At 52.4% G+C, this 23,847-nt stretch carries 20 protein-coding genes and 2 rRNA genes; 10 read left to right on the forward strand and 12 right to left on the reverse strand.

What is annotated here, in order from left to right:
• Together A7Z06_RS00005 and rrf are read left to right on the forward strand one after the other, a co-directional pair.
• Positions 1-115 (forward strand): 23S ribosomal RNA (locus A7Z06_RS00005); the annotation flags it as partial.
• Positions 116-213: 98 nt separating this feature from the next.
• A 5S ribosomal RNA gene (gene rrf / locus A7Z06_RS00010) occupies positions 214-329 on the forward strand.
• Positions 330-614: 285 nt separating this feature from the next.
• Here rrf and A7Z06_RS00015 read toward each other — a convergent pair.
• Positions 615-1,058 carry an acetyltransferase gene (locus A7Z06_RS00015; RefSeq protein WP_000236982.1) on the reverse strand — a complete coding sequence of 148 codons (444 nt, stop codon included), beginning with the start codon at positions 1,056-1,058 and terminating at the stop codon, positions 615-617.
• Between the two features lie 156 nt (positions 1,059-1,214).
• Between A7Z06_RS00015 and metA the strand changes: the two genes are divergently transcribed.
• The 4 genes from metA (at position 1,215) to aceK (ending at position 7,121) form a co-directional block, all read left to right on the forward strand.
• A complete protein-coding gene (metA, locus tag A7Z06_RS00020) occupies positions 1,215-2,144 on the forward strand; it encodes a homoserine O-acetyltransferase MetA (RefSeq protein WP_001122790.1) in 930 nt (309 codons plus the stop codon).
• Between the two features lie 268 nt (positions 2,145-2,412).
• The gene (gene aceB, locus A7Z06_RS00025) at positions 2,413-4,014 is read left to right on the forward strand and encodes a malate synthase A (RefSeq protein ID WP_105279296.1); all 1,602 of its coding nucleotides are present in this window, start codon (positions 2,413-2,415) and stop codon (positions 4,012-4,014) included.
• A 29-nt stretch (positions 4,015-4,043) separates the two neighbouring features.
• On the forward strand, positions 4,044-5,348 hold the full coding sequence (gene aceA / locus A7Z06_RS00030; RefSeq protein ID WP_000857853.1) for an isocitrate lyase: 1,305 nt from the start codon (positions 4,044-4,046) through the stop codon (positions 5,346-5,348).
• A gap of 48 nt (positions 5,349-5,396) precedes the next feature.
• The gene (gene aceK / locus A7Z06_RS00035) at positions 5,397-7,121 is read left to right on the forward strand and encodes a bifunctional isocitrate dehydrogenase kinase/phosphatase (protein ID WP_001137207.1); all 1,725 of its coding nucleotides are present in this window, start codon (positions 5,397-5,399) and stop codon (positions 7,119-7,121) included.
• Positions 7,122-7,136: 15 nt separating this feature from the next.
• Here aceK and iclR read toward each other — a convergent pair whose 3' ends face one another.
• Positions 7,137-7,961: a glyoxylate bypass operon transcriptional repressor IclR gene (gene iclR, locus A7Z06_RS00040; protein ID WP_000226416.1), complete on the reverse strand. Its 825-nt coding sequence runs from the start codon at positions 7,959-7,961 to the stop codon at positions 7,137-7,139.
• A gap of 199 nt (positions 7,962-8,160) precedes the next feature.
• Here iclR and metH point away from each other — a divergent pair, with 199 nt between their 5' ends.
• Together metH and A7Z06_RS00050 are read left to right on the forward strand one after the other, a co-directional pair.
• Complete coding sequence (metH, locus tag A7Z06_RS00045) at positions 8,161-11,844, forward strand: methionine synthase (RefSeq protein ID WP_000095987.1); 3,684 nt, start codon at positions 8,161-8,163, stop codon at positions 11,842-11,844.
• 169 nt (positions 11,845-12,013) lie between these two features.
• Positions 12,014-13,645: a Na/Pi cotransporter family protein gene (locus A7Z06_RS00050; RefSeq protein ID WP_000956836.1), complete on the forward strand. Its 1,632-nt coding sequence runs from the start codon at positions 12,014-12,016 to the stop codon at positions 13,643-13,645.
• An 89-nt stretch (positions 13,646-13,734) separates the two neighbouring features.
• Here the strand turns inward: A7Z06_RS00050 and pepE are convergent, their stop codons facing one another.
• The 9 genes from pepE to A7Z06_RS00095 form a co-directional block, all read right to left on the reverse strand.
• A complete protein-coding gene (pepE, locus tag A7Z06_RS00055; RefSeq protein ID WP_000421753.1) occupies positions 13,735-14,424 on the reverse strand; it encodes a dipeptidase PepE in 690 nt (229 codons plus the stop codon).
• A 304-nt stretch (positions 14,425-14,728) separates the two neighbouring features.
• Positions 14,729-15,541 (reverse strand): shikimate 5-dehydrogenase, encoded by an 813-nt coding sequence (locus tag A7Z06_RS00060; protein WP_000610345.1) that lies wholly within the window; start codon positions 15,539-15,541, stop codon positions 14,729-14,731.
• Positions 15,534-16,763 carry an L-sorbose 1-phosphate reductase gene (gene sorE / locus A7Z06_RS00065; protein ID WP_000858581.1) on the reverse strand — a complete coding sequence of 410 codons (1,230 nt, stop codon included), beginning with the start codon at positions 16,761-16,763 and terminating at the stop codon, positions 15,534-15,536. Before sorE ends, A7Z06_RS00060 begins: the two co-directional genes overlap by 8 nt.
• A 51-nt stretch (positions 16,764-16,814) precedes the next feature.
• On the reverse strand, positions 16,815-17,639 hold the full coding sequence (locus A7Z06_RS00070) for a PTS system mannose/fructose/sorbose family transporter subunit IID (protein ID WP_000437892.1): 825 nt from the start codon (positions 17,637-17,639) through the stop codon (positions 16,815-16,817).
• A 10-nt stretch (positions 17,640-17,649) separates the two neighbouring features.
• The gene (locus tag A7Z06_RS00075) at positions 17,650-18,447 is read right to left on the reverse strand and encodes a PTS mannose/fructose/sorbose transporter subunit IIC (protein ID WP_000406331.1); all 798 of its coding nucleotides are present in this window, start codon (positions 18,445-18,447) and stop codon (positions 17,650-17,652) included.
• 65 nt (positions 18,448-18,512) lie between these two features.
• Positions 18,513-19,007 carry a PTS system mannose/fructose/N-acetylgalactosamine-transporter subunit IIB gene (locus tag A7Z06_RS00080; RefSeq protein WP_001027842.1) on the reverse strand — a complete coding sequence of 165 codons (495 nt, stop codon included), beginning with the start codon at positions 19,005-19,007 and terminating at the stop codon, positions 18,513-18,515.
• A complete protein-coding gene (locus tag A7Z06_RS00085; RefSeq protein ID WP_000245648.1) occupies positions 19,007-19,414 on the reverse strand; it encodes a mannose/fructose/sorbose PTS transporter subunit IIA in 408 nt (135 codons plus the stop codon). Before A7Z06_RS00085 ends, A7Z06_RS00080 begins: the two co-directional genes overlap by 1 nt.
• 9 nt (positions 19,415-19,423) lie before the next feature.
• Positions 19,424-20,230, reverse strand: a complete 807-nt coding sequence (locus A7Z06_RS00090; protein WP_001195443.1) for an SDR family oxidoreductase — start codon at positions 20,228-20,230, stop codon at positions 19,424-19,426.
• A 70-nt stretch (positions 20,231-20,300) separates the two neighbouring features.
• A complete protein-coding gene (locus A7Z06_RS00095; RefSeq protein WP_105279297.1) occupies positions 20,301-21,248 on the reverse strand; it encodes a sugar-binding transcriptional regulator in 948 nt (315 codons plus the stop codon).
• Between the two features lie 348 nt (positions 21,249-21,596).
• On the opposite strand from A7Z06_RS00095, the gene rluF reads away from it, so the two are divergent.
• Positions 21,597-22,469 carry a 23S rRNA pseudouridine(2604) synthase RluF gene (gene rluF, locus A7Z06_RS00100; RefSeq protein ID WP_000936363.1) on the forward strand — a complete coding sequence of 291 codons (873 nt, stop codon included), beginning with the start codon at positions 21,597-21,599 and terminating at the stop codon, positions 22,467-22,469.
• On the opposite strand, the gene A7Z06_RS00105 is transcribed toward rluF, so the two are convergent.
• A complete protein-coding gene (locus A7Z06_RS00105) occupies positions 22,470-22,742 on the reverse strand; it encodes a DUF3811 domain-containing protein (RefSeq protein WP_001207630.1) in 273 nt (90 codons plus the stop codon).
• 303 nt (positions 22,743-23,045) lie between these two features.
• Here A7Z06_RS00105 and A7Z06_RS00110 point away from each other — a divergent pair, with 303 nt between their 5' ends.
• The gene (locus A7Z06_RS00110; protein WP_001130535.1) at positions 23,046-23,834 is read left to right on the forward strand and encodes a nucleotidyltransferase domain-containing protein; all 789 of its coding nucleotides are present in this window, start codon (positions 23,046-23,048) and stop codon (positions 23,832-23,834) included.
• Positions 23,835-23,847: the final 13 nt, after the last annotated feature.

The following is a 23,847-nucleotide window of genomic DNA, read 5'->3' on the forward strand; positions in this document are numbered from 1 at the left end:
TGACTCCTTGAGAGTCCTGAAGGAACGTTGAAGACGACGACGTTGATAGGCCGGGTGTGTAAGCGCAGCGATGCGTTGAGCTAACCGGTACTAATGAACCGTGAGGCTTAACCTTACAACGCCGAAGGTGTTTTGGCGGATGAGAGAAGATTTTCAGCCTGATACAGATTAAATCGACAGGTCAGAACAGGACGTGTTGATAAACAGAATTTGCCTGGCGGCCGTAGCGCGGTGGTCCCACCTGACCCCATGCCGAACTCAGAAGTGAAACGCCGTAGCGCCGATGGTAGTGTGGGGTCTCCCCATGCGAGAGTAGGGAACTGCCAGGCATCAAATAAAACAAAAGGCTCAGTCGGAAGACTGGGCCTTTTGTTTTATTTGTTGTTTGTCGGTGAACGCTCTCCTGAGCAGGACAAATCCGCCGGGAGCGGATTTGAACGTTGCGAAGCAACGGCCCGGAGGGTGGCGGGCAGGACGCCCGCCATAAACTGCCAGGCATCAGATAAAGCAGAAGGCCATCCGTAAGGATGGCCTTTTTGCGTTGGTGCAAAAAAAATGCCGGATGCGACGCTGGCGCGTCTTGTCCGGTCTACGCAGGCACGGTAGGGGGCAGCTTATTCCCCCACATACGCCAGATTCAGCAACGGATACGGTTTCCCCAGATCGTCGACTTCCGAACGTCCTGTAACCTTAAACCCCATCTTCTTATAGAACCCAACCGCCTGCGTATTTTGCTCATTAACGTTGGTTGTCAGTTCTGGTGCCCTTGAGAGCGCATGTTTCACCAGCATTCGACCCACGCCAGCGCCACGCACATCAGGATCGATAAACAGCGCATCCATATGCTGTCCGCTTAGCAACATAAACCCAACCGGCCGATCCCGCTCATTAACCGCGACCCACAATGGCGCTTCCGGCAGAAACGAACGTACCAGTTCTTCCAGTTCAGCCCGATACTCTGCTGATAAAAAATCATGGGTGGCATCGACAGAACGACACCAAATTGCAACCAGCTCTTCCCCTTCCTCATGCCGTGAGCGGCGAATACTAATAACCATTTTCTCTCCTTTTATTGGTGCTTATATCCTAACGCAATCTTTTCCTTGAAACTTTCTCACCTTCGACATGCAGGCTCGACATTGACGAATTTTCTGGTTATCTTCAGCTATCTGGATGTCTAAACGTATAAGCGTATGTAAAGAGGTAATCAGGTTATGCCGATTCGTGTGCCGGACGAGCTGCCCGCCGTCAATTTCTTGCGTGAAGAAAATGTCTTTGTGATGACAACTTCTCGCGCGTCTGGTCAGGAAATTCGTCCGCTAAAGGTGCTTATCCTTAACCTGATGCCGAAGAAGATCGAAACTGAAAATCAGTTTTTACGCCTGCTTTCAAACTCACCTTTGCAGGTCGATATTCAGCTGTTGCGCATCGATTCCCGTGAATCGCGCAACACGCCCGCAGAGCATCTGAATAATTTTTACTGCAACTTTGAAGATATTCAGGAACAAAACTTTGACGGTCTGATTGTAACTGGCGCGCCACTGGGTCTGGTGGAGTTTAATGACGTCGCTTACTGGCCGCAGATCAAACAGGTGCTGGAGTGGTCGAAAGATCACGTCACCTCAACGCTGTTTGTCTGTTGGGCGGTTCAGGCCGCGCTCAATATCCTCTACGGCATTCCTAAGCAAACCCGCACCGACAAACTCTCTGGCGTTTACGAGCATCATATTCTCCATCCCCATGCGCTTCTGACGCGTGGCTTTGATGATTCATTTCTGGCGCCACATTCGCGTTATGCAGACTTTCCGGCAGCGTTGATTCGTGATTACACCGATCTGGAAATTCTGGCGGAGACAGAAGAAGGGGACGCATATCTGTTTGCCAGCAAAGATAAGCGCATTGCCTTTGTAACGGGGCATCCGGAATACGATGCGCAAACGCTGGCACAGGAATATTTCCGCGATGTGGAAGCCGGGCTAAATCCGGATGTTCCGTATAACTATTTCCCGCACAACGACCCGCAAAACAAACCGCGAGCGAGCTGGCGTAGCCACGGCAATTTGCTGTTTACCAACTGGCTCAACTATTACGTTTACCAGATCACGCCATACGATCTACGCCATATGAATCCTACGCTGGATTAATCTTCTGCTGAGCTCGATCGTTAAGCGATTCAGCACCTTACCTCAGGCACCTTCGGGTGCCTTTTTTATTTCCGAAACACACCGCAACAGGTGAATAAATTTTATTCTTATTGTTATCAGTAAGTTAAATGCAATTTAAATTAAAAATGGAAATTGTTTTTGATTTTGCATTTTAAATGAGTAGTCTTAGTTGTGCTGAACGAAAAGCGCACAACGATCCTTCGTTCACAGTGGGGAAGTTTTCGGATCCATGACGAGGAGCTGCACGATGACTGAACAGGCAACAACAACCGATGAACTGGCTTTCACAAGGCCGTATGGCGAGCAGGAGAAGCAAATTCTTACTGCCGAAGCGGTAGAATTTCTGACTGAGCTGGTGACGCATTTTACGCCACAACGCAATAAACTTCTGGCAGCGCGCATTCAGCAGCAGCAAGATATTGATAACGGAACGTTGCCTGATTTTATTTCGGAAACAGCTTCCATTCGTGATGCTGGCTGGAAAATTCGCGGGATTCCTGCGGACTTAGAAGATCGTCGGGTAGAGATAACTGGCCCGGTAGAGCGCAAGATGGTGATCAACGCGCTCAACGCCAATGTGAAAGTCTTTATGGCCGATTTCGAAGATTCACTGGCTCCGGACTGGAACAAAGTGATCGACGGGCAAATTAACCTGCGTGATGCGGTTAACGGCACCATCAGTTACACCAACGAATCCGGCAAAATTTATCAACTCAAACCCAATCCGGCTGTTTTAATTTGTCGGGTACGCGGTCTGCACTTGCCGGAAAAACATGTCACCTGGCGCGGCGAAGCGATCCCAGGCAGCCTGTTTGATTTTGCCCTCTATTTCTTCCACAACTACCAGGCGCTATTAGCAAAAGGCAGCGGTCCCTATTTCTATCTGCCGAAAACCCAGTCCTGGCAGGAAGCGGCCTGGTGGAGCGAAGTCTTTAGCTATGCCGAAGATCGCTTTAATCTGCCGCGCGGCACTATCAAGGCGACGTTGCTGATCGAAACGCTGCCTGCCGTGTTCCAGATGGACGAAATTCTCTATGCGTTGCGCGACCATATTGTGGGTCTGAATTGCGGTCGCTGGGATTACATCTTCAGCTATATCAAAACGTTGAAAAACTATTCCGATCGTGTCCTGCCAGACAGACAGGCTGTGACGATGGATAAACCGTTCCTTAATGCCTACTCACGCCTGTTAATCAAAACCTGCCATAAACGCGGCGCATTTGCGATGGGCGGCATGGCGGCGTTTATTCCGAGCAAAGATGAAGAGCGCAATAACCAGGTGCTCAACAAAGTGAAAGCGGATAAATCGCTGGAAGCGAATAACGGTCACGATGGCACATGGATCGCCCATCCAGGCCTTGCTGATACCGCAATGGCGGTTTTCAACGACATCCTCGGCTCCCGCAAAAATCAGCTTGAGGTGATGCGCGAAAAAGACGCGCCGATTACCGCCGATCAACTGCTGGCACCTTGTGACGGTGAACGCACCGAAGAAGGTATGCGCGCCAATATTCGCGTAGCCGTCCAGTACATCGAGGCATGGATCTCCGGCAACGGTTGTGTGCCGATTTATGGCCTGATGGAAGATGCGGCGACGGCTGAAATCTCCCGTACTTCCATCTGGCAGTGGATCCATCATCAAAAAACCTTGAGTAATGGCAAACCGGTGACCAAAGCCCTGTTCCGCCAGATGCTGGGGGAAGAGATGAAGGTCATTGCCAGCGAACTGGGCGAAGAGCGTTTCTCCCAGGGGCGTTTTGACGACGCCGCACGCCTGATGGAACAGATCACCACTTCTGATGAGTTAATTGATTTCCTGACCCTGCCAGGCTACCGCCTGTTAGCGTAAACCACCACATAACTATGGAGCATCTGCACATGAAAACCCGTACACAACAAATTGAAGAATTACAGAAAGAGTGGACTCAACCGCGTTGGGAAGGCATTACCCGTCCGTACAGCGCGGAAGATGTGGTGAAATTACGCGGTTCGGTCAATCCGGAATGTACGCTGGCGCAACTGGGTGCGGCGAAAATGTGGCGTCTGCTGCACGGCGAGTCGAAAAAAGGCTACATCAACAGCCTCGGTGCACTGACTGGCGGTCAGGCGCTGCAACAGGCGAAAGCGGGTATCGAAGCGGTTTACCTGTCTGGCTGGCAGGTAGCGGCGGACGCTAACCTGGCGGCCAGCATGTATCCGGACCAGTCGCTCTACCCGGCAAACTCGGTGCCTGCAGTGGTGGAGCGGATCAACAACACCTTCCGTCGTGCGGATCAGATCCAGTGGTCTGCTGGCATTGAGCCGGGCGATCCGCGCTATGTCGATTACTTCCTGCCGATCGTTGCCGATGCGGAAGCCGGTTTTGGCGGTGTACTTAATGCCTTTGAACTGATGAAAGCGATGATTGAAGCCGGTGCAGCGGCAGTTCACTTCGAAGATCAGCTCGCTTCAGTGAAAAAATGTGGTCATATGGGCGGCAAAGTGCTGGTGCCGACTCAGGAAGCGATCCAGAAACTGGTCGCTGCGCGCCTGGCTGCCGATGTTACGGGAGTACCAACCCTGCTGGTTGCTCGTACCGATGCCGATGCGGCGGATCTGATCACCTCCGATTGCGACCCGTATGACAGCGAATTTATTACCGGCGAGCGTACCAGTGAAGGCTTCTTCCGTACTCATGCTGGCATTGAGCAAGCGATCAGCCGTGGTCTGGCGTATGCGCCGTATGCCGACCTGGTTTGGTGTGAAACTTCCACGCCAGACCTGGAACTGGCGCGTCGCTTTGCGGAAGCTATCCACGCGAAATATCCGGGCAAGCTGCTGGCTTATAACTGTTCGCCGTCGTTCAACTGGCAGAAAAACCTCGACGACAAAACTATTGCCAGCTTCCAGCAGCAGTTGTCGGATATGGGCTACAAATTCCAGTTCATCACCCTGGCCGGTATCCACAGCATGTGGTTCAACATGTTCGACCTGGCAAACGCCTATGCGCAGGGTGAAGGTATGAAGCACTATGTTGAGAAAGTGCAGCAGCCGGAATTTGCTGCCGCGAAAGATGGCTATACCTTCGTTTCTCACCAGCAGGAAGTGGGTACGGGTTACTTCGATAAAGTGACGACCATTATTCAGGGCGGCACGTCGTCAGTTACCGCGCTGACTGGCTCCACCGAAGAATCGCAGTTCTAATAACCAACGCCCCTTTCCGTAAGGCGAGGGGCGAATTAAGGAGAGGCGATGCCGCGTGGCCTGGAATTACTGATTGCACAAACGATTTTGCAAGGTTTTGACGCCCAGTATGGTCGATTCCTCGAAGTGACTTCCGGGGCGCAGCAGCGTTTCGAACAAGCCGACTGGCACGCTGTCCAGCAGGCGATGAAAAACCGTATCCATCTTTATGATCATCACGTTGGTCTGGTGGTGGAGCAATTGCGCTGTATCACCAACGGGCAAAGCACGGACGCGGCATTTTTACTACACGTCAAAGAGCATTACACCCGGCTGTTGCCGGATTACCCGCGCTTCGAGATTGCGGAGAGCTTTTTTAACTCCGTGTACTGTCGGTTATTTGACCACCGCTCGCTTACTCCCGAGCGGCTTTTTATCTTTAGCTCCCAGCCAGAGCGCCGCTTTCGTACCATTCCACGCCCACTGGCGAAAGATTTCTACCCCGATCACGGCTGGGAATCTTTGCTGATGCGCGTTATCAGCGACCTGCCGTTGCGTCTGCGCTGGCAAAATAAAAGCCGTGACATTCATTACATCATTCGCCATCTGACGGAAACGCTGGGGACAGACAACCTCGCCGAAAGCCATCTACAGGTGGCGAACGAACTGTTTTATCGCAATAAAGCCGCCTGGCTGGTGGGCAAACTGATCACGCCTTCCGGCACGTTGCCATTTTTGCTGCCGATCCACCAGACGGACGACGGCGAGTTGTTTATTGATACCTGCCTGACGACGACCGCCGAAGCGAGCATCGTCTTTGGCTTCGCGCGATCCTATTTTATGGTTTACGCGCCGCTGCCTGCTGCGCTGGTCGAATGGTTACGGGAAATTCTGCCGGGAAAAACCACCGCAGAACTGTATATGGCTATCGGCTGCCAGAAACACGCCAAAACCGAAAGTTACCGCGAATATCTCGTTTATCTACAGGGCTGTAATGAACAGTTTATTGAAGCGCCGGGCATTCGTGGAATGGTGATGCTGGTGTTCACGCTACCGGGTTTTGATCGGGTATTCAAAGTGATCAAAGATAAATTCGCGCCGCAGAAAGAGATGTCTGCTGCTCACGTCCGCGCCTGCTATCAACTGGTTAAGGAACACGATCGTGTTGGCCGAATGGCGGATACCCAGGAATTTGAAAACTTTGTACTAGAGAAGCGGCATATTTCCCCGGCATTAATGGAATTACTGCTCCAGGAAGCGCCGGAAAAAATCACCGATCTTGGAGAACAAATTGTGATTCGCCATCTCTATATCGAACGGCGGATGGTGCCGCTCAATATCTGGCTTGAGCAAGTTGAAGGGCAGCAACTGCGCGACGCTATTGAAGAGTATGGCAACGCCATTCGCCAGCTTGCCGCCGCCAATATCTTCCCAGGCGACATGCTATTTAAAAACTTTGGCGTCACTCGTCACGGTCGCGTGGTGTTTTATGATTACGACGAAATTTGCTACATGACGGAAGTTAATTTCCGTGACATCCCGCCGCCGCGCTACCCGGAAGACGAACTCGCCAGCGAACCGTGGTACAGCGTCTCGCCAGGCGATGTTTTCCCGGAAGAGTTCCGTCACTGGTTATGTGCCGATCCGCGCATTGGCTCGCTGTTTGAAGATATGCACGCTGACTTGTTCCGCGCCGATTATTGGCGCGCCTTACAAAAACGTATCCGTGAGGGGCATGTAGAAGATGTCTATGCTTATCGGCGCAGGCAGCGGTTTAGCGTGCGGTTTGTATAAATTGGAGGCGAAAAGTTACCGCATTCCACCATATGCCAGCGTCACTTCCTTCGCCGCTTTAATCACCATCGCGCCGAACTCGGTTACGCGGTCATCGGTAATACGTGAAATCGGCCCGGAAATCGAAATTGCGGCAAACGGTTCGCGGTGCTCATCGAAAATACACGCCGCGAGACAACGCAGTCCCAGCGCATGTTCCTCATCATCAAACGAATAACCTCGTTTGCGCGTTTGCGCGAGATCTTCTTTTAAATGCACAGGAGAAACCAGCGTTGCGTGGGTATAGGCATGTAAACCTTTGCGATGCAGCAGCTTCGTCACCTGGTCTTCGCTCAGTTGGGCTAAAAAGGCTTTACCGGCACCGGAAGCGTGCATCGGTAATTTACCGCCGATAGGGGCGGACATACGCATCAGATGCGTACACTGTACCTGGTCGATAATAATCGCTTCGTGATCGCTTTGATCGAGCACCGCCATATTGACCGTTTCGCCAGACTCTTCCATCAGATTACGCAGAATAGGATGGACAATGGCTAACAAATTACGGCTCTGGAGAAAGCTGCTGCCGACCATAAAAGCATGTGCGCCTATCGCCCAGTGACCCAGTTCGCCAACCTGACGGACAAAGCCTTGTTGCTGCATGGTTGTGAGCAATCGATGGGTAGTAGAGTTGGGTAATCCGGCTTGTTGCGCCAGTTCGGTTAACGCCACGCTGCCATTGGATTCGGCAATCCACTCCAGTAATTTCAGCCCACGCGTTAAAGACTGAACCTGTCCAGTCGCAGGTGTGGTGGCAACGGCGGGTTTTCTGCCGCGTTTTGCGGGAATGGGTGCGACCATGACAGCCTCCTTTTTCTGTATCGTGGAAATCATTTTCATTTTTATTGTTGGCTAATGCAATAGTTACTGAACTGATCCGATGAGTTAATGTTGAACAAATCTCATGTTGTGTGGTGGTCGCTTTTACCGCAGATGCGTTTATGCCAGTATGGTTTGTTGAATTTTTATTAAATCTGGGTTGAGCGTGTCGGGAGCAAGTGTGAGCAGCAAAGTGGAACAACTGCGTGCGCAGTTAAATGAACGTATTCTGGTGCTGGACGGCGGTATGGGCACCATGATCCAGAGCTATCGACTGAACGAAGCCGATTTTCGTGGTGAACGCTTTGCCGACTGGCCATGCGATCTCAAAGGCAACAACGACCTGCTGGTGCTCAGTAAACCGGACGTGATCGCCGCTATCCACAACGCTTACTTTGAAGCAGGCGCGGATATCATCGAAACCAACACCTTCAACTCCACGACCATTGCGATGGCGGATTACCAGATGGAATCCCTGTCGGCAGAGATCAACTTTGCTGCGGCGAAACTGGCGCGTGCCTGTGCCGACGAGTGGAGCGCCCGCACGCCGGATAAACCGCGCTATGTTGCCGGCGTTCTCGGCCCAACCAACCGCACAGCATCTATTTCTCCGGACGTAAACGATCCGGCATTCCGTAACATCTCCTTTGATCAGCTGGTGGCAGCCTATCGCGAATCCACCAAAGCACTGGTGGAAGGCGGTGTAGACCTGATTCTGATTGAAACCGTCTTCGACACCCTCAACGCCAAAGCGGCGGTATTTGCGGTGAAAACGGAGTTTGAAGCCCTGGGCGTTGAACTGCCGATTATGATCTCCGGCACCATTACCGACGCCTCCGGGCGCACGCTCTCCGGGCAAACCACTGAAGCGTTTTACAACTCTCTGCGCCATGCCGAAGCCCTGACTTTCGGCCTCAACTGTGCACTGGGGCCAGACGAACTGCGCCAGTACGTTCAGGAGCTGTCGCGTATAGCAGAATGTTACGTCACTGCGCACCCGAACGCCGGGCTGCCTAACGCCTTTGGTGAATACGATCTCGACGCTGACACGATGGCAAAGCAGATTCGCGAATGGGCGCAAGCGGGCTTCCTGAATATCGTCGGCGGTTGCTGCGGCACTACTCCTCAACATATTGCGGCGATGAGCCGTGCAGTAGAAGGATTAGCGCCGCGCAAATTGCTGGAGATCCCCGTAGCCTGCCGTTTATCAGGCCTGGAGCCGCTGAACATTGGCGACGATAGCCTGTTTGTGAACGTGGGTGAACGCACCAACGTCACCGGTTCCGCTAAGTTCAAACGCCTGATCAAAGAAGAGAAATACAGCGAGGCGCTGGACGTGGCGCGTCAGCAGGTGGAAAACGGCGCACAGATTATCGATATCAATATGGATGAAGGGATGCTCGACGCCGAAGCGGCGATGGTGCGTTTCCTCAGCCTGATTGCGGGTGAACCAGATATTGCCCGCGTGCCGATTATGATCGACTCCTCAAAATGGGAGGTCATTGAAAAAGGTCTGAAGTGTATTCAGGGCAAAGGCATTGTTAACTCAATCTCAATGAAAGAGGGCGTTGACGCCTTTATCCATCACGCGAAACTGTTGCGTCGTTACGGTGCAGCAGTGGTGGTGATGGCCTTTGACGAACAGGGACAGGCCGATACCCGCGCGCGGAAAATCGAGATTTGCCGTCGGGCGTACAAAATCCTCACCGAAGAGGTTGGCTTTCCGCCGGAAGATATCATCTTTGACCCGAACATCTTCGCGGTCGCAACTGGCATTGAAGAGCATAACAACTACGCGCAGGATTTTATCGGCGCGTGTGAAGACATCAAACGCGAACTGCCGCACGCGCTGATTTCCGGCGGCGTTTCCAACGTTTCCTTCTCGTTCCGTGGTAACGATCCGGTACGCGAAGCTATTCACGCAGTGTTTCTCTACTACGCCATCCGTAACGGTATGGATATGGGGATCGTCAACGCCGGGCAACTGGCAATTTACGACGATCTACCCGCCGAGCTGCGCGACGCGGTGGAGGATGTGATCCTCAACCGACGCGACGATGGCACTGAGCGTTTACTGGAGCTTGCCGAGAAATATCGCGGCAGCAAAACCGACGACACCGCTAACGCCCAGCAGGCGGAGTGGCGCTCGTGGGAAGTGAATAAACGTCTGGAATACTCGCTGGTAAAAGGCATTACCGAGTTTATCGAGCAGGATACCGAAGAAGCCCGCCAGCAGGCTACGCGCCCGATTGAAGTGATTGAGGGCCCGTTGATGGACGGCATGAACGTGGTCGGCGATCTGTTCGGCGAAGGAAAAATGTTCCTGCCGCAGGTGGTCAAATCGGCGCGCGTAATGAAGCAGGCGGTGGCGTATCTCGAACCGTTTATTGAAGCCAGCAAAGAGCAGGGCAAAACCAACGGCAAGATGGTGATCGCCACCGTGAAGGGCGACGTCCACGATATCGGTAAAAATATCGTTGGCGTGGTGCTGCAATGTAATAACTACGAAATTGTCGATCTCGGCGTGATGGTGCCTGCGGAAAAAATTCTCCGCACTGCCAAAGAAGTGAATGCCGATTTGATTGGCCTTTCGGGGCTGATCACGCCGTCGCTGGACGAAATGGTTAACGTGGCGAAAGAGATGGAGCGTCAGGGCTTTACTATTCCACTATTGATTGGCGGTGCGACGACCTCAAAAGCGCACACGGCGGTGAAAATCGAGCAGAACTACAGCGGCCCGACGGTGTATGTGCAGAACGCTTCACGCACCGTTGGCGTCGTGGCGGCGCTGCTTTCCGATACTCAGCGTGATGACTTTGTCGCTCGTACCCGCAAAGAGTACGAAACCGTGCGTATTCAGCACGGGCGCAAGAAACCGCGCACGCCACCAGTCACGCTGGAAGCGGCGCGTGATAACGATTTCGCTTTTGACTGGCAGGCTTACACGCCGCCGGTGGCACACCGTCTCGGCGTGCAGGAAGTCGAAGCCAGCATCGAAACGCTGCGTAATTACATCGACTGGACGCCGTTCTTTATGACCTGGTCGCTGGCCGGGAAGTATCCGCGCATTCTGGAAGATGAAGTGGTAGGCGTTGAGGCGAAACGCCTGTTTAAAGACGCCAATGACATGCTGGATAAATTAAGCGCCGAAAAAACGCTGAATCCACGCGGCGTGGTTGGTCTGTTCCCGGCAAACCGTGTGGGCGACGACATTGAAATCTACCGCGACGAAACACGCACCCATGTGATCAACGTCAGCCACCATCTACGCCAACAGACGGAAAAAACCGGCTTCGCCAACTACTGCCTTGCGGATTTCGTGGCACCAAAGATTTCTGGTAAAGCGGATTACATTGGCGCATTTGCCGTGACTGGCGGGCTGGAAGAGGACGCGTTGGCAGAAGCGTTCGAAGCGCAGCACGATGATTACAACAAAATCATGGTGAAAGCCCTTGCCGACCGTCTGGCTGAAGCCTTTGCGGAGTATCTCCATGAGCGGGTACGTAAAGTTTACTGGGGGTATGCGCCGAACGAGAACCTCAGCAATGAAGAGCTGATCCGCGAAAACTATCAGGGAATCCGCCCGGCACCAGGCTACCCAGCCTGCCCGGAACACACGGAAAAAGCCACCATCTGGGAGCTGCTGGAAGTGGAAAAACACACCGGCATGAAACTCACGGAATCTTTCGCGATGTGGCCTGGTGCTTCGGTTTCGGGTTGGTATTTCAGCCACCCGGACAGCAAGTATTACGCCGTGGCGCAAATTCAGCGCGACCAGGTGGAAGACTATGCCCGCCGTAAAGGCATGAGCGTTGCTGATGTTGAACGCTGGCTGGCGCCGAATCTGGGGTATGACGCGGACTGATTCACAAATCTGTCACTTTTCCTTACAACAAACAGGGCGCTCAATGAGTGCCCTGTCTCTTTATTAATATGAAACACTTATACTGGTCTTATATCGAACCGGAAAAGCGCAGCTCGCCCCCTTCGGTATCTGTTTCAGGAGCATATAACGATAAGGAGAACCTGAACTCGTGTTAACACTGCTTCACCTGCTTTCTGCCGTCGCCCTGCTGGTCTGGGGGACACATATTGTTCGTACCGGCGTAATGCGCGTCTTCGGTGCGCGCCTGCGTACCGTCCTCAGCCGGAGCGTCGAAAAGAAGCCGCTCGCCTTTTGCGCGGGGATAGGCGTTACCGCACTGGTACAGAGCAGTAATGCCACCACCATGCTGGTGACGTCGTTTGTCGCTCAGGATCTGGTTGCCCTTGCACCCGCGTTGGTCATTGTGCTGGGGGCCGATGTCGGGACGGCGCTAATGGCGCGTATTCTTACCTTCGATTTATCCTGGCTGTCACCGTTACTTATTTTTATCGGCGTGATTTTTTTCCTCGGACGCAAACAGTCGCGCGCCGGGCAACTGGGGCGCGTCGGTATCGGTCTTGGGCTGATTTTGCTGGCACTGGAGTTGATTGTGCAGGCAGTAACGCCGATCACCCAGGCTAACGGCGTTCAGGTGATCTTTGCCTCGCTGACTGGCGATATTTTACTGGATGCGCTGATTGGCGCGATGTTCGCCATTATCAGTTACTCCAGTCTTGCCGCCGTACTGCTGACCGCCACCCTGACCGCCGCAGGCATTATCTCCTTCCCGGTGGCGCTCTGCCTGGTCATCGGCGCTAACCTCGGCTCCGGCCTGCTGGCGATGCTCAACAACAGTGCCGCCAATGCCGCTGCTCGTCGTGTGGCGCTGGGTAGCCTGCTGTTTAAGCTGGTGGGAAGCCTGATTATCCTGCCGTTTGTCCATGTTCTGGCTGAATCCATGGATAAACTGCCTTTACCAAAAGCGGAACTGGTTATCTATTTCCACGTCTTCTACAACCTTGTGCGCTGTCTGGTAATGCTGCCATTTGTTGACCCGATGGCGCGGTTTTGCAAAACGATTATTCGCGATGAGCCCGAACTGGATGCCCATCTGAAACCGAAACATCTGGACGTTAGCGCGCTGGATACGCCAACGCTCGCCCTGGCCAATGCGGCGCGCGAAACATTGCGCATCGGTGACGCAATGGAACAGATGATGGAAGGGCTGAATAAAGTGATGCACGGCGCACCTCGTGAAGAGAAAGAGCTGCGCAAGCTGGCGGATGATATCAACGTGTTGTATACCGCGATTAAACTTTACCTGGCACGGATGCCAAAAGAGGAACTGGCGGAGGAAGAGTCTCGTCGCTGGGCGGAAATCATTGAAATGGCGCTCAATCTGGAACAGGCTTCCGATATTGTCGAGCGTATGGGCAGCGAAATTGCTGACAAATCGCTGGCAGCGCGGCGGGCATTTTCGATTGATGGGTTGAAGGAACTGGATGCGCTCTATGAGCAATTGCTCAGCAATTTAAAGCTGGCTATGTCGGTTTTCTTCTCTGGCGATGTCACCAGCGCCCGTCGTTTACGCCGCAGTAAGCATCGTTTTCGCATTCTTAATCGCCGTTATTCCCACGCTCACGTCGATCGCTTGCATCAGCAAAACGTGCAGAGTATTGAAACCAGTTCGTTACATTTAGGCTTACTGGGAGATATGCAGCGTCTGAACTCGCTGTTTTGTTCGGTGGCTTACAGCGTGCTGGAACAACCAGATGAAGATGAGGGGCGGGACGAGTATTAATACAGGAACCCTGTAGGCCTGATAAGACGCGTCAAGCGTCGCATCAGGCATTGTGTACAAGATGCCGGATAATGCATCCGGCAATTTACTTAAAAACGGTGCCCGGCTTCCAGCGGTACTGCTTCCTCACCCGCTTTAAACACATAGGTGGTATTCGGGCCGCCCAGCGTAGCGTGACCTTTACTCACCGTGATCCAGTTACCTTCCGGCAGACCAATAATCGTCAACTCTGGCGCAACCACCAGCAGTTCGCGAATACGCTGCTCGCGTGTTTCACCTTTGTGGCCTTCCGGCAGCGCGTTGGTGAAGTGCGGGTTGATTTGCAGCGGGAACAGATTTAGCGCATCGAAACCTTGCGGATCGACAATCGGCATATCGTTGGTGGTGCGGATAGTTGGGCAAGCGAGGTTAGCGCCTGCGCTCCAGCCAATATACAGCGCGCCGCGTTTCACCACGTCAACAATTGGTGCCAGCAGACCGCGCACACGACATTCCTTCAGTAACTGGAAAGTGTTGCCACCGCCGACAATCACGATTTCCGCATTTTCAATCGCGGCAACAGGATCGGCAACACTATGAATACCGGTGACAGAAACACCCAGCGGAGCGAGAACCGCAGCCGTTTTGGCGGTGTAATCATCCCAGGTTTGCGTTACGCCAGCGAAAGGAATAAACACCGCTGAACGGCGACCCTGCAACTGTTCAGCAATCAGCGGCAGCGCATGTTCCAGCCAGGCTTTTCCCGGCAGCGTCGAGTTACTCAATAAAAGCAGTTCCATTACTTCTCCGGTTAGTAAGAAATCACGGGAGCCATGCTACCACCGCGAATTTCACCACTTACTGACATGGCTCACGATGTCGTGTATTGCACCAGGCATTCTGGGGACGGTTGGCAAACAAGGCGTTGAGATTGATGACAGCGTAAGATGGCCTGATGCGCTACGCGTATCAGGCCTACCAGATAATTACAAAATATTGAATTTTCAATATTTTGTAGGCCGAATAAGGCGTTCACGCCGCATCCGGCATAAACAACGCGCACTTTGCCAGTAATCTGAGCGCCCTTTAAGGCGCTGATGTTTCTTATCCTTCTCGTGCAAATTGTGCCGCTTCAGCAATCAGCTGCGCATCGGGTCGCACGCCGGTATACATCGCGAATTGCTCGACGGCCTGTAAGGCTATCACCTCCGCGCCGCTGATCGTCTGCTTATCAAGCCGTTGCGCCAGGCGAATGAGCGGCGTTTCCGGCGGCAAGGCTACGACATCAAAAACGACGCTTGCCGTTGAGACCATCGCTTCGCTGAAGGCCAGCTCATGACTCTCTTTACTGCCCGTCATGCCAAGGGGCGTCACGTTGACCAGAATGTCGAAGGCGATACCTTCCGGCAGCGGTTGCCACTGAAACCCATACTGCTTCGCCAGCGTCGAGCCGCTCTCGCGGTTGCGGGCGGCGATGGCGACATCCGTAAAACCCGCGTCGCGAAAGGCGGCAATCACCGCTTTGCCCATTCCGCCGCTGCCGCGAATCATCACGCGTGCGGTGGTATTAAACTGGTGGTGGGCTATCAGATTTTTCACCGCGATATAGTCGGTGTTAAATCCGGTCAGCTTGCCCTCGTCATTTACAATAGTATTCACTGAATCAATGACTTTTGCCGACGGATCGATAGCATCGAGAAAGGGCATACAGCTTTCTTTAAACGGCATCGACACGGCGCAGCCGCGAATCCCCAACGCGCGGACGCCGTTCACCGCCGCTGCAATATCCTGGGTAGTGAACGCTTTATAGATGAAATTCAGCCCCAGCTTTTCATAAAGATAATTGTGAAAACGCGTGCCGAAGTTGCCGGGGCGACCGGCAAGCGACATGCAGAGTTGAGTATCGCGATTAATCATGAGTAATCGCCTCTGCATGAGCGAGCAGGTATTGCTCCGCTTCACCGGACCAGATTCCCTGATGACGCGCTAGAATCGCCGCCAGGCCTTCATCCTGAATCTGCGTGAGTGACGTCAGCAGCAGATATTTCCCGGTATACACCAGCTTTTTCCCGCCGCCGACGGCGGGCAATTCCAGCGTGGTTTCGCCCGCAGCATTCAGCCCAAGAATATGTGTAACCACTTTTGCGGCCTGCACTTTTTTCTCTTCGATCAGTTTGACCGCCGCGCGCATGTCATCGGTATTGCCGCCTGACGTGCCCACGTAATGGGTAAATGCATAATGCACATCGTAGAAATTAATCGGCGCGCTGAAGTGTTTATCCTGCGGCCCGGCGAAGAAGTTCAGGCAACCATCTGTCGCTAGCAAGGAAGAGGCGAGAGTCACCAGTCCTTCATTAGGCACAAAGACGAAAATATCATCGAAGCCGTGACCGCCACTCAGCGCCATTAACGTATCAAATGCTGCATCGGTGGCATTGAGATAATGAATCAGCGTTTGCGGCTCTGACGGATAGTGTTTCCGCGCATAGCTCAGCTTGTCGTTATTGGTATCAGTGACAATTAACAGCGACGGGTTAACCGGCCCATGCAGCGCATAATCAATCGCCAGCAGCCCCATCGGGCCAGTGCCGCCAAGGATCAGCGTCCGTCCCTGCGGGCGAATCCCCATCTTGTGGTTATAGGTGCCTTCCTGCAGATGATAGTTAGCGTTGAACGCGCCAATCACGCAGGAGAGCGGTTCAACCAGCGAGCCTTCAAAGTAGGTCTCGCCTTCGTATGCCAACAGACAATCCTGCTCCATGACCTCGTTGGGAATAACCACATGCGTTGCTTCGCCGCCCACCCACGGGAAGGAGTAACCGGGGCAGTCCGGGCGATCCGGCAGTTGCAGGTTGGCCTGAATCACATAGCGCTGGCCTGGCTGGAATTTGTGCTGCCACTTTTTACCGACGGCCAGAATATCGCCGCAAAACTCGTGGCCGATGATGATCGGGTTGGTCGCCACATCGCCGGGCACTTTTTTATGGTTTTCACCCAGGTTGGCCTCTTTCCAGGAAGAAAGACACAGGCTGTCGGTGACTACTGTCGCCAGAATTTCATCCTCCTGCATTTCAGGAAGGTCAAAGGTTTCCAGACGCAGGTCACGTTTACCGTAAAGACGCAGAGCTGTTGTTTTCATAAACCACCTCATGTTGAGCGATGGCCTCGGCAGTCGCGCCGGGGCGAAGAATCAGGACAGGAAGCCCAGCGCATTGCCGATAATCCCTAAGCCAAACAGGGCGAAGATCAGCCATACGGGGTTAATTTTTTTGTTGAGCAGACGCACCATCAGCAGTGTCAGGCCGAGCGCCAGCAGGCCAGGGCAGAGCTGGTCAAGAATGTTCTGCACGGTCATGGTGACGGTGGAACCGTCTGCGGCAGGTGTTTGCGAGACGACCAGCGGCACGTTGATTGATGTCCATTTGGTGACCAGCACTCCCATGACAAACAGGCCAAGAATCGACGCGCCCTCGGTCAGTTTTTGCAGCACATTCCCGCCCATATCGCTGACAATATTCACGCCTTTGCGAAAGCCGAGTTGTAGCCCATACCACTTCATCGCCAGACGCACCGCGTTGAAAATAAAGAAGAACAGCAGCGGGCCGAGAATGTTGCCGGACAACGCCAGCGATGCGCCGAGCGCGGCGGTAATCGGGCGCAGTGTTCCCCAGACCAGCGGGTCGCCAACGCCCGCCAGCGGCCCCATCAGGCCGACTTTGATGCCGTTTATTGCACCGTCATCAATTTCTGCACCGTTGGCTCGTGCTTCTTCCATTGCCGCCGTCACACCAATCACCGGGCCACAGGCTGCAGGCGTGGTATTGAAGAACACCAGGTGTCGCCTGAGCGCCGCAACCTGATCCTCTTTTAATGGGTAAAGTCGCTTGATGGCGGGGATCATGTCGTAGCAAAAACCCAGCCCGTGAATACGTTCAAAGTTAAAGGACGCCTGTTGCAGGTTGGAGCGCAGAAACATGCTCACCAGATCGCTGCGTGTAATTTTTCTCTGTTCCATGATGGCTCCGTTAATCGTCAAGTTGGTCAAGGGCGGTGGAGGCGGTGGCCTGGAGTTGAGGTTCAGCTTTACGCCACTGTGGATTTAGCTGGATGTAGACCAGGGCCATGATCACGCCGACGCCACCGAACGCCAGCAGACTGAGATCGAGGTAGCCACCTGCGAGGAAACCGAGGAAAAAGAAAGGCATCAAATATTTCACGCCCATCATACGTAGCACCATGGCGTAACCGACCACCACGATAAAACCGCCAGCAATCTGTAGTCCTCGGGTCACAAATTCGGGAATGGCGTTTAACATATTGCTGACCATATCGGCGCTGACGAACAGCGAGACAATCAGTGCCGGAATAGCAACGCGCAGCGCCTGCACGCCAAGCGCGGAGACATGCAGAATATCGAGAGTGCGAAACCGCGCCTCTTCCGCTGCTTTATCCGCCGCGTGCTGGAACACTACGGTGATGGTACGGGCAAACACCGTCAGCACCTGGCCTGCCGCAGCCACAGGCAACGCGATGGCGATTCCGGTGGCGATGCTTTGCTGACCAACGATAACCAGAATGGCGGAGATTATGCTGGCGAGTGCAGAGTCCGGAGATTGCGCCGCGCCGACGTTCATCCAGCCGAGAGCTATCAATTCCAGCGTGCCACCGAGCATAATTCCGGTTTTTAAATCACCGAGAATTAAACCAATCACCGTACAGGCAATTAACGGGCGGTGAGTCTGAAATTCATCCAGCACGCTGCCCATTCCGGCAATACAGGAAAAAAGAAATATTGCAATGATTTGTAGGGTACTTATTTCCATTATTTGTCACCTTTTAAGTGTCGTCATCCCTGCCTGTTAAAGCATATGTACACAGGCGCTATTATTTAATTTGCGACTAACTGTTCTTTTATTTTGTCGAGAATATTAACGGATGGGTCGGAGGCCACGACGCGTAAATCCAGTTTCACGCCCTGTTTATCCAGCGCATAAAATGCCTGTATATCGTCTTCATCCAGTGAAACCGCTTTGGTTAATTGTTTTTTACCCGGCCGCCAGGCCATTCCGCCAATATTCAGGGTATCGATTTTCACCCCCAGCCTAACCATCGCTAAAGCATCCTGTGGTCGGGTAAAGAGATAAAAAACAGTTTCATCTTTATATTGTGGGTTGTGATACACAGCGACGGCTTTTTCAATATTCACCACGTTAACCTTCATTCCCGGTGGTGCGGCCTGACGTAATAATGTCCGGCGGACTTCATCGTTATATACGTCGTCATTACAGATAATAATCCGTTGCGCGTTGGCCACTTTTGACCAGACGGTGGTGACCTGACCGTGGATCAGACGGTCATCTATGCGAGCCAGCGTAATGTTCATCAAAAATCCTCCTCGGTCGTTTCAAGTTGTTTCCAGACGACGCAGGTTTGTTGGGCAATTGTCAGCAAGTGATCGCAAAGTTCATCGGCGTTCATACTGCTCTGGTTATCCACCAGTTCCAGAGCCAGCGGGAGAGACAGGCCGCTAATCACGCGGAGTCTGGGGTTGCGCATAGCGAGCATCACTGCCGCATTCCACGGGCTGCCGCACTGTAAATCCACGGCAATCAGCCACTCATCTTGATTGTGAATGCTTACTAACTTTTCCAGCTTTGCTACGATGTCTCCGGCGTTCTCGCCGGGCACAAATTCAACGGCTTCAACATTGGCGTTGCCGTAAACCATCTGAACCGATTCCAGCATGGCGCAAGCTAATTTGCCGTGGGCACAAAAAATGGCGTTGACCATAAAGCCTCCTTATCCGCGTGTTTTTCCGCCCGCAATGTTAGTGGTTACTCCGGTGATGTAGCTGGCGCGTTCAGACAGCAGATAACAAACAAAATCAGCGACTTCTGCTAATCTTCCGGCGCGCCCAATAGGAATGGCGTTTTTGGTATAGCCTTCACGCAGCTGCTCGACGGTGATATTGCGCGTCCACGCCAGCGCCTCTTCATATTCCGGCGTGCGTAGCCCGGTTTTTTCCAGAATCCCCGGCGCGATACCGACTACACGGATACCGTGTTTACCCAATTCTTTCGACCAGGATCGCGTGAAGCTATTAAGCGCGGCTTTGGTAGCGGCGTAACAGCTTTGGCCTTCTGAGCCTTCCAGTCCACTTTCTGAGGAAACATTCACAATCACGCCATCATGTTGTTTGACCATCTGTCGCGCCACCGCCTGCGACATCAGAAAAACGCCTTTCTGGTTGATATTGACCATTTTTTCGAATGCAGCTTCGTTGAGTTCATACTGCCCGGCAGGCGCTTTCTCATCGACCAGTAGACGCGGGAAATTGACCCCGGCGTTATTGACCAGACCGTCGATGCGGCCAAAGCGTTGGATAATTTCCGCCACCGTATGATTCACTTCTTTGGCGCTGGAAATATCGGTCGGCCAGAATTGATAACCTTTATGGCCTTCATATTGACCGTCACCACCGTGAATATCGGCCATCTGCACATTCGCGCCTTGTGCTAATAATTCTTCCACAATTGCCAGACCAATGCCGGATGCGCCGCCGGTGACAATAATGGTTTTATCCTGCAAATTTAACCACGTTTGCATAACAGACTCCTGATTTTAGGTAACAGAGGCCCGCCGTAATTTTTCATTACGGTAAAAGTCGGGCAGATTTTTATTTCAGTAACAGTTCAGCTGTGTCGCTATTCGTAACCAAACAATTAATATATTTTCCGCGCAGTGCACCAATAATTCCGCTGTATTTTTCTTCACTCATGGCAATGCCAATGGAATATCGTGCCTGCTTTAATTTATTCATTTCGATAGAGAGTGTTTTTTCGCTCATATTCGTTTCAACCATTGCGCCGTGAATATCAAAAAAGCGCGAGCAAATATCGCCAGCAACCTGGCGGGCATTCAGGTCGTCACTCTCTTCACCACCATAAAACGCATGCCAGTTAGCGCCGTCGCGAATGGCCGGTGAGCCAATTCCCACCAGGGCGACATCCAGATTATCCCAGTAGGCAGAGATGGTTTTAAAGTGCTGAGACTGCATGATCCCATTACGAATTAATGGGTTATCCAGCAGAGCCGGAAAATCCGCGAGATGCGATTCCCCTTTCAGCTTCGCCGCCGCGCTGTAGGTTAATGTGTTTACATGATAGCGGCTTTCGAGTTTACCGGACGGTCCGCCAATAATTGGTACGCAGATTAACTGCCGCGATTGCCCCGCCTGCGGTAAGTTTTCAACCAGTGCGCTCACCGCGCGACCCCAGGAAAAACCGACAATATCGCCAGGCTCCAGCAAGCGATCCAGCAGTTGCGCGCCGTGTAACCCCATCATCGCCAGTTGAGTCTCTTCATCCTCATCATTTCCCGACACCACCACAACGTCTTTCAGGCCAAACTTTTGCTTCAGTTGCTGCTCCAGCCAGAGATTTTCGTTGTAGTCATAGTTGATGGCGATGGTGACAATTCCCTGATCGCGGCCTCGTTTAAGCAAGCGGCTGATGGTGGTGCGGTAAATACCTAGTTCGCGCGCAATTTGCGCCTGCGTCATATCCTGTTCGTAATAGAGTTGGGCAATCTTCACAATCAAACGGATATCGTCACTGTTTTCCATCGCCGCCTCCTGATTTTGCACATTTGTGCAAATACGCTTTTTAACCACTTGATCTGATATAACTCCATCATGGTGGCCTTTAAAAGTGATTTTTCACTCTTTGTTTGGGCTGGAATGGCGCTTTATCTTGCACATTTGTTTCTCTGCGTAGTAGTCGTCAGCACAGGTGTGCAAATATTCGTAATATATTGATTATCCTGGTTTTCGCCAGGCAAATTTGCATCGGGCTTCTGGTGACACTTTTGTGATAAAAGGCGCGGCAGATCACATTTAATTTCGACGTTGCTGCATAACCCTGTTTTTCCCCGTTAAGAGGTACGGTATATTCCGCGTTTTACAGGAGAATTTATGCTGCCCGACTCATCAGTCCGTTTAAATAAATACATCAGCGAAAGCGGAATTTGCTCACGCCGCGAAGCGGATCGCTATATCGAGCAAGGCAATGTGTTCCTTAATGGCAAGCGTGCCACCATTGGCGATCAGGTAAAACCCGGCGACGTTGTAAAAGTAAACGGTCAACTGATTGAGCCACGGGAAGCCGAAGATTTAGTGCTTATCGCCCTGAATAAACCTGTTGGCATTGTCAGCACCACCGAAGATGGCGAGCGAGATAACATTGTCGATTTCGTTAATCACAGTAAACGCGTCTTCCCGATTGGTCGCCTGGATAAAGACTCTCAGGGACTGATTTTTCTCACCAATCACGGCGATCTGGTGAATAAGATCCTCCGTGCGGGTAATGACCATGAGAAAGAGTATCTGGTGACGGTGGATAAACCGATTACCGATGAATTTATTCGTGGCATGGGCGCAGGCGTACCGATCCTCGGGACGGTGACCAAAAAATGCAAAGTCAAAAAAGAAGCGCCATTTGTCTTTCGCATAACCCTGGTGCAGGGGCTGAACCGTCAGATTCGTCGCATGTGTGAGCACTTTGGCTACGAAGTGAAGAAGTTGGAACGCACACGCATCATGAACGTCAGCTTAAGCGGCATTCCACTGGGCGAGTGGCGCGATTTAACTGACGATGAACTCATCGATCTTTTTAAGCTCATCGAAAATTCCTCTTCCGAGGCAAAACCCAAAGCGAAGGCCAAACCGAAAACGGCGGGTATCAAGCGCCCGGTGGTGAAGATGGAAAAAACGGCGGAAAAAGGGAGTCGCCCGGCATCAAACGGCAAGCGTTTCACCTCGCCGGGGCGGAAGAAAAAAGGGCGTTAATCAGCGTCTGCCGCGCGTCGATGTATTTGCCGACCAACTGAATGACGCTTCAGGGTCCGGTTTGTAAGCCTGCTTTTTCTTCAACTGGCGGGCTTTTTTCGCCTCAGCCTCACGCTCAACCATCAGCTTATCAATGTACTCTTTTTTAATGCTGTTGGTTTCGGCATTGGTCAACACACGACCATGCGCAATACGCGCCCGATCCAGTAGCGTCTTTAATTCGCGCTGTTCACGCTCGGTCATCTCTTTTTGTGTAATACGGGGGAGTGCCATGATGGTGCCCTCTGTTAATCGGATAGTTCAGTGTACGGGAATTTATTTGCAAGCAGAACTGATAAGATTCATTTGCCTTCTCTTTATTTTTATCTGCTTAGATAATTGGCGATAAATACAGATAAAAATTTAACGAAAATAAATGACCGCTAACTTATCAAATTTGATTAATTCTTTTTTATTCAATGCATTAAAGTTGTGATTTTACTTCTGGCCTGTTTCTCGCATTAACGCTATCGCATTGATAATATCTCTGTTTTCAGTGGTCTGGTACGGGGTAGTTAATATCAAAGGATGAGTCACATGCCATTAAATGGAGTCAGTGCTGCGATGCGCGAACGGGTATCGCAGCAGTTAAAAGAAATTGAACGGCGCTATGGCGTGAAAGTGCTGTACGCCTGCGAATCGGGGAGTCGCGGTTGGGGATTTGCCTCACCCGACAGTGACTATGATGTGCGTTTTTTGTATGCCCATCCGCTGGAATGGTATCTGCGGGTGGAGTCACCGCGCGATGTTATCGAACTGCCCATCGACGATGAGCTGGATGTTTCAGGTTGGGAGTGGCGTAAGGCGCTGGGATTATTGAAAGGCGCGAACCCGACGCTGATTGAATGGCTGGATTCACCGGTGGTCTATCAGCAAGACGAAGAAACGATAACGGCGCTAAAGGCGATGGTGCCGAAGTGGTTTTCTCCGCTACGTGCGCGCTGGCATTATTATTCGATGGCGCGGAAAAACTTTCGCAGTTATTTGCAGGGCGACGAAGTTCGGCTGAAAAAATACTTTTACGTGCTGCGTCCATTGCTGGCTGTACGCTGGGTTGAAGCGGGTAAAGGTGTACCGCCAATGCGTTTTGCCGAGCTACTGGCGGGAAGCGAACTTGATGCGGCGTTACGCGCAGAAATAGACGAATTGCTGGAACGTAAACAGCGGGCGGGAGAAGCGGTGTATGATTCGCGGCGTCCTTTGTTGCATGAGTTTATTCGTGCGGAACTGGCGCGCGGGGAAATTCCTCCGATGTTACAGGATAGCAGGGACGGAGATGTCAGGGAACTGGATGGGTTGTTATATCAAACGGTAATGGGGAAATAAATACGACCCGGGG

Origin of the sequence: Escherichia sp. MOD1-EC6819, from assembly GCF_002965765.1 — a bacterium.
GTDB classification, from domain to species: Bacteria; Pseudomonadota; Gammaproteobacteria; order Enterobacterales; family Enterobacteriaceae; genus Escherichia; species Escherichia ruysiae.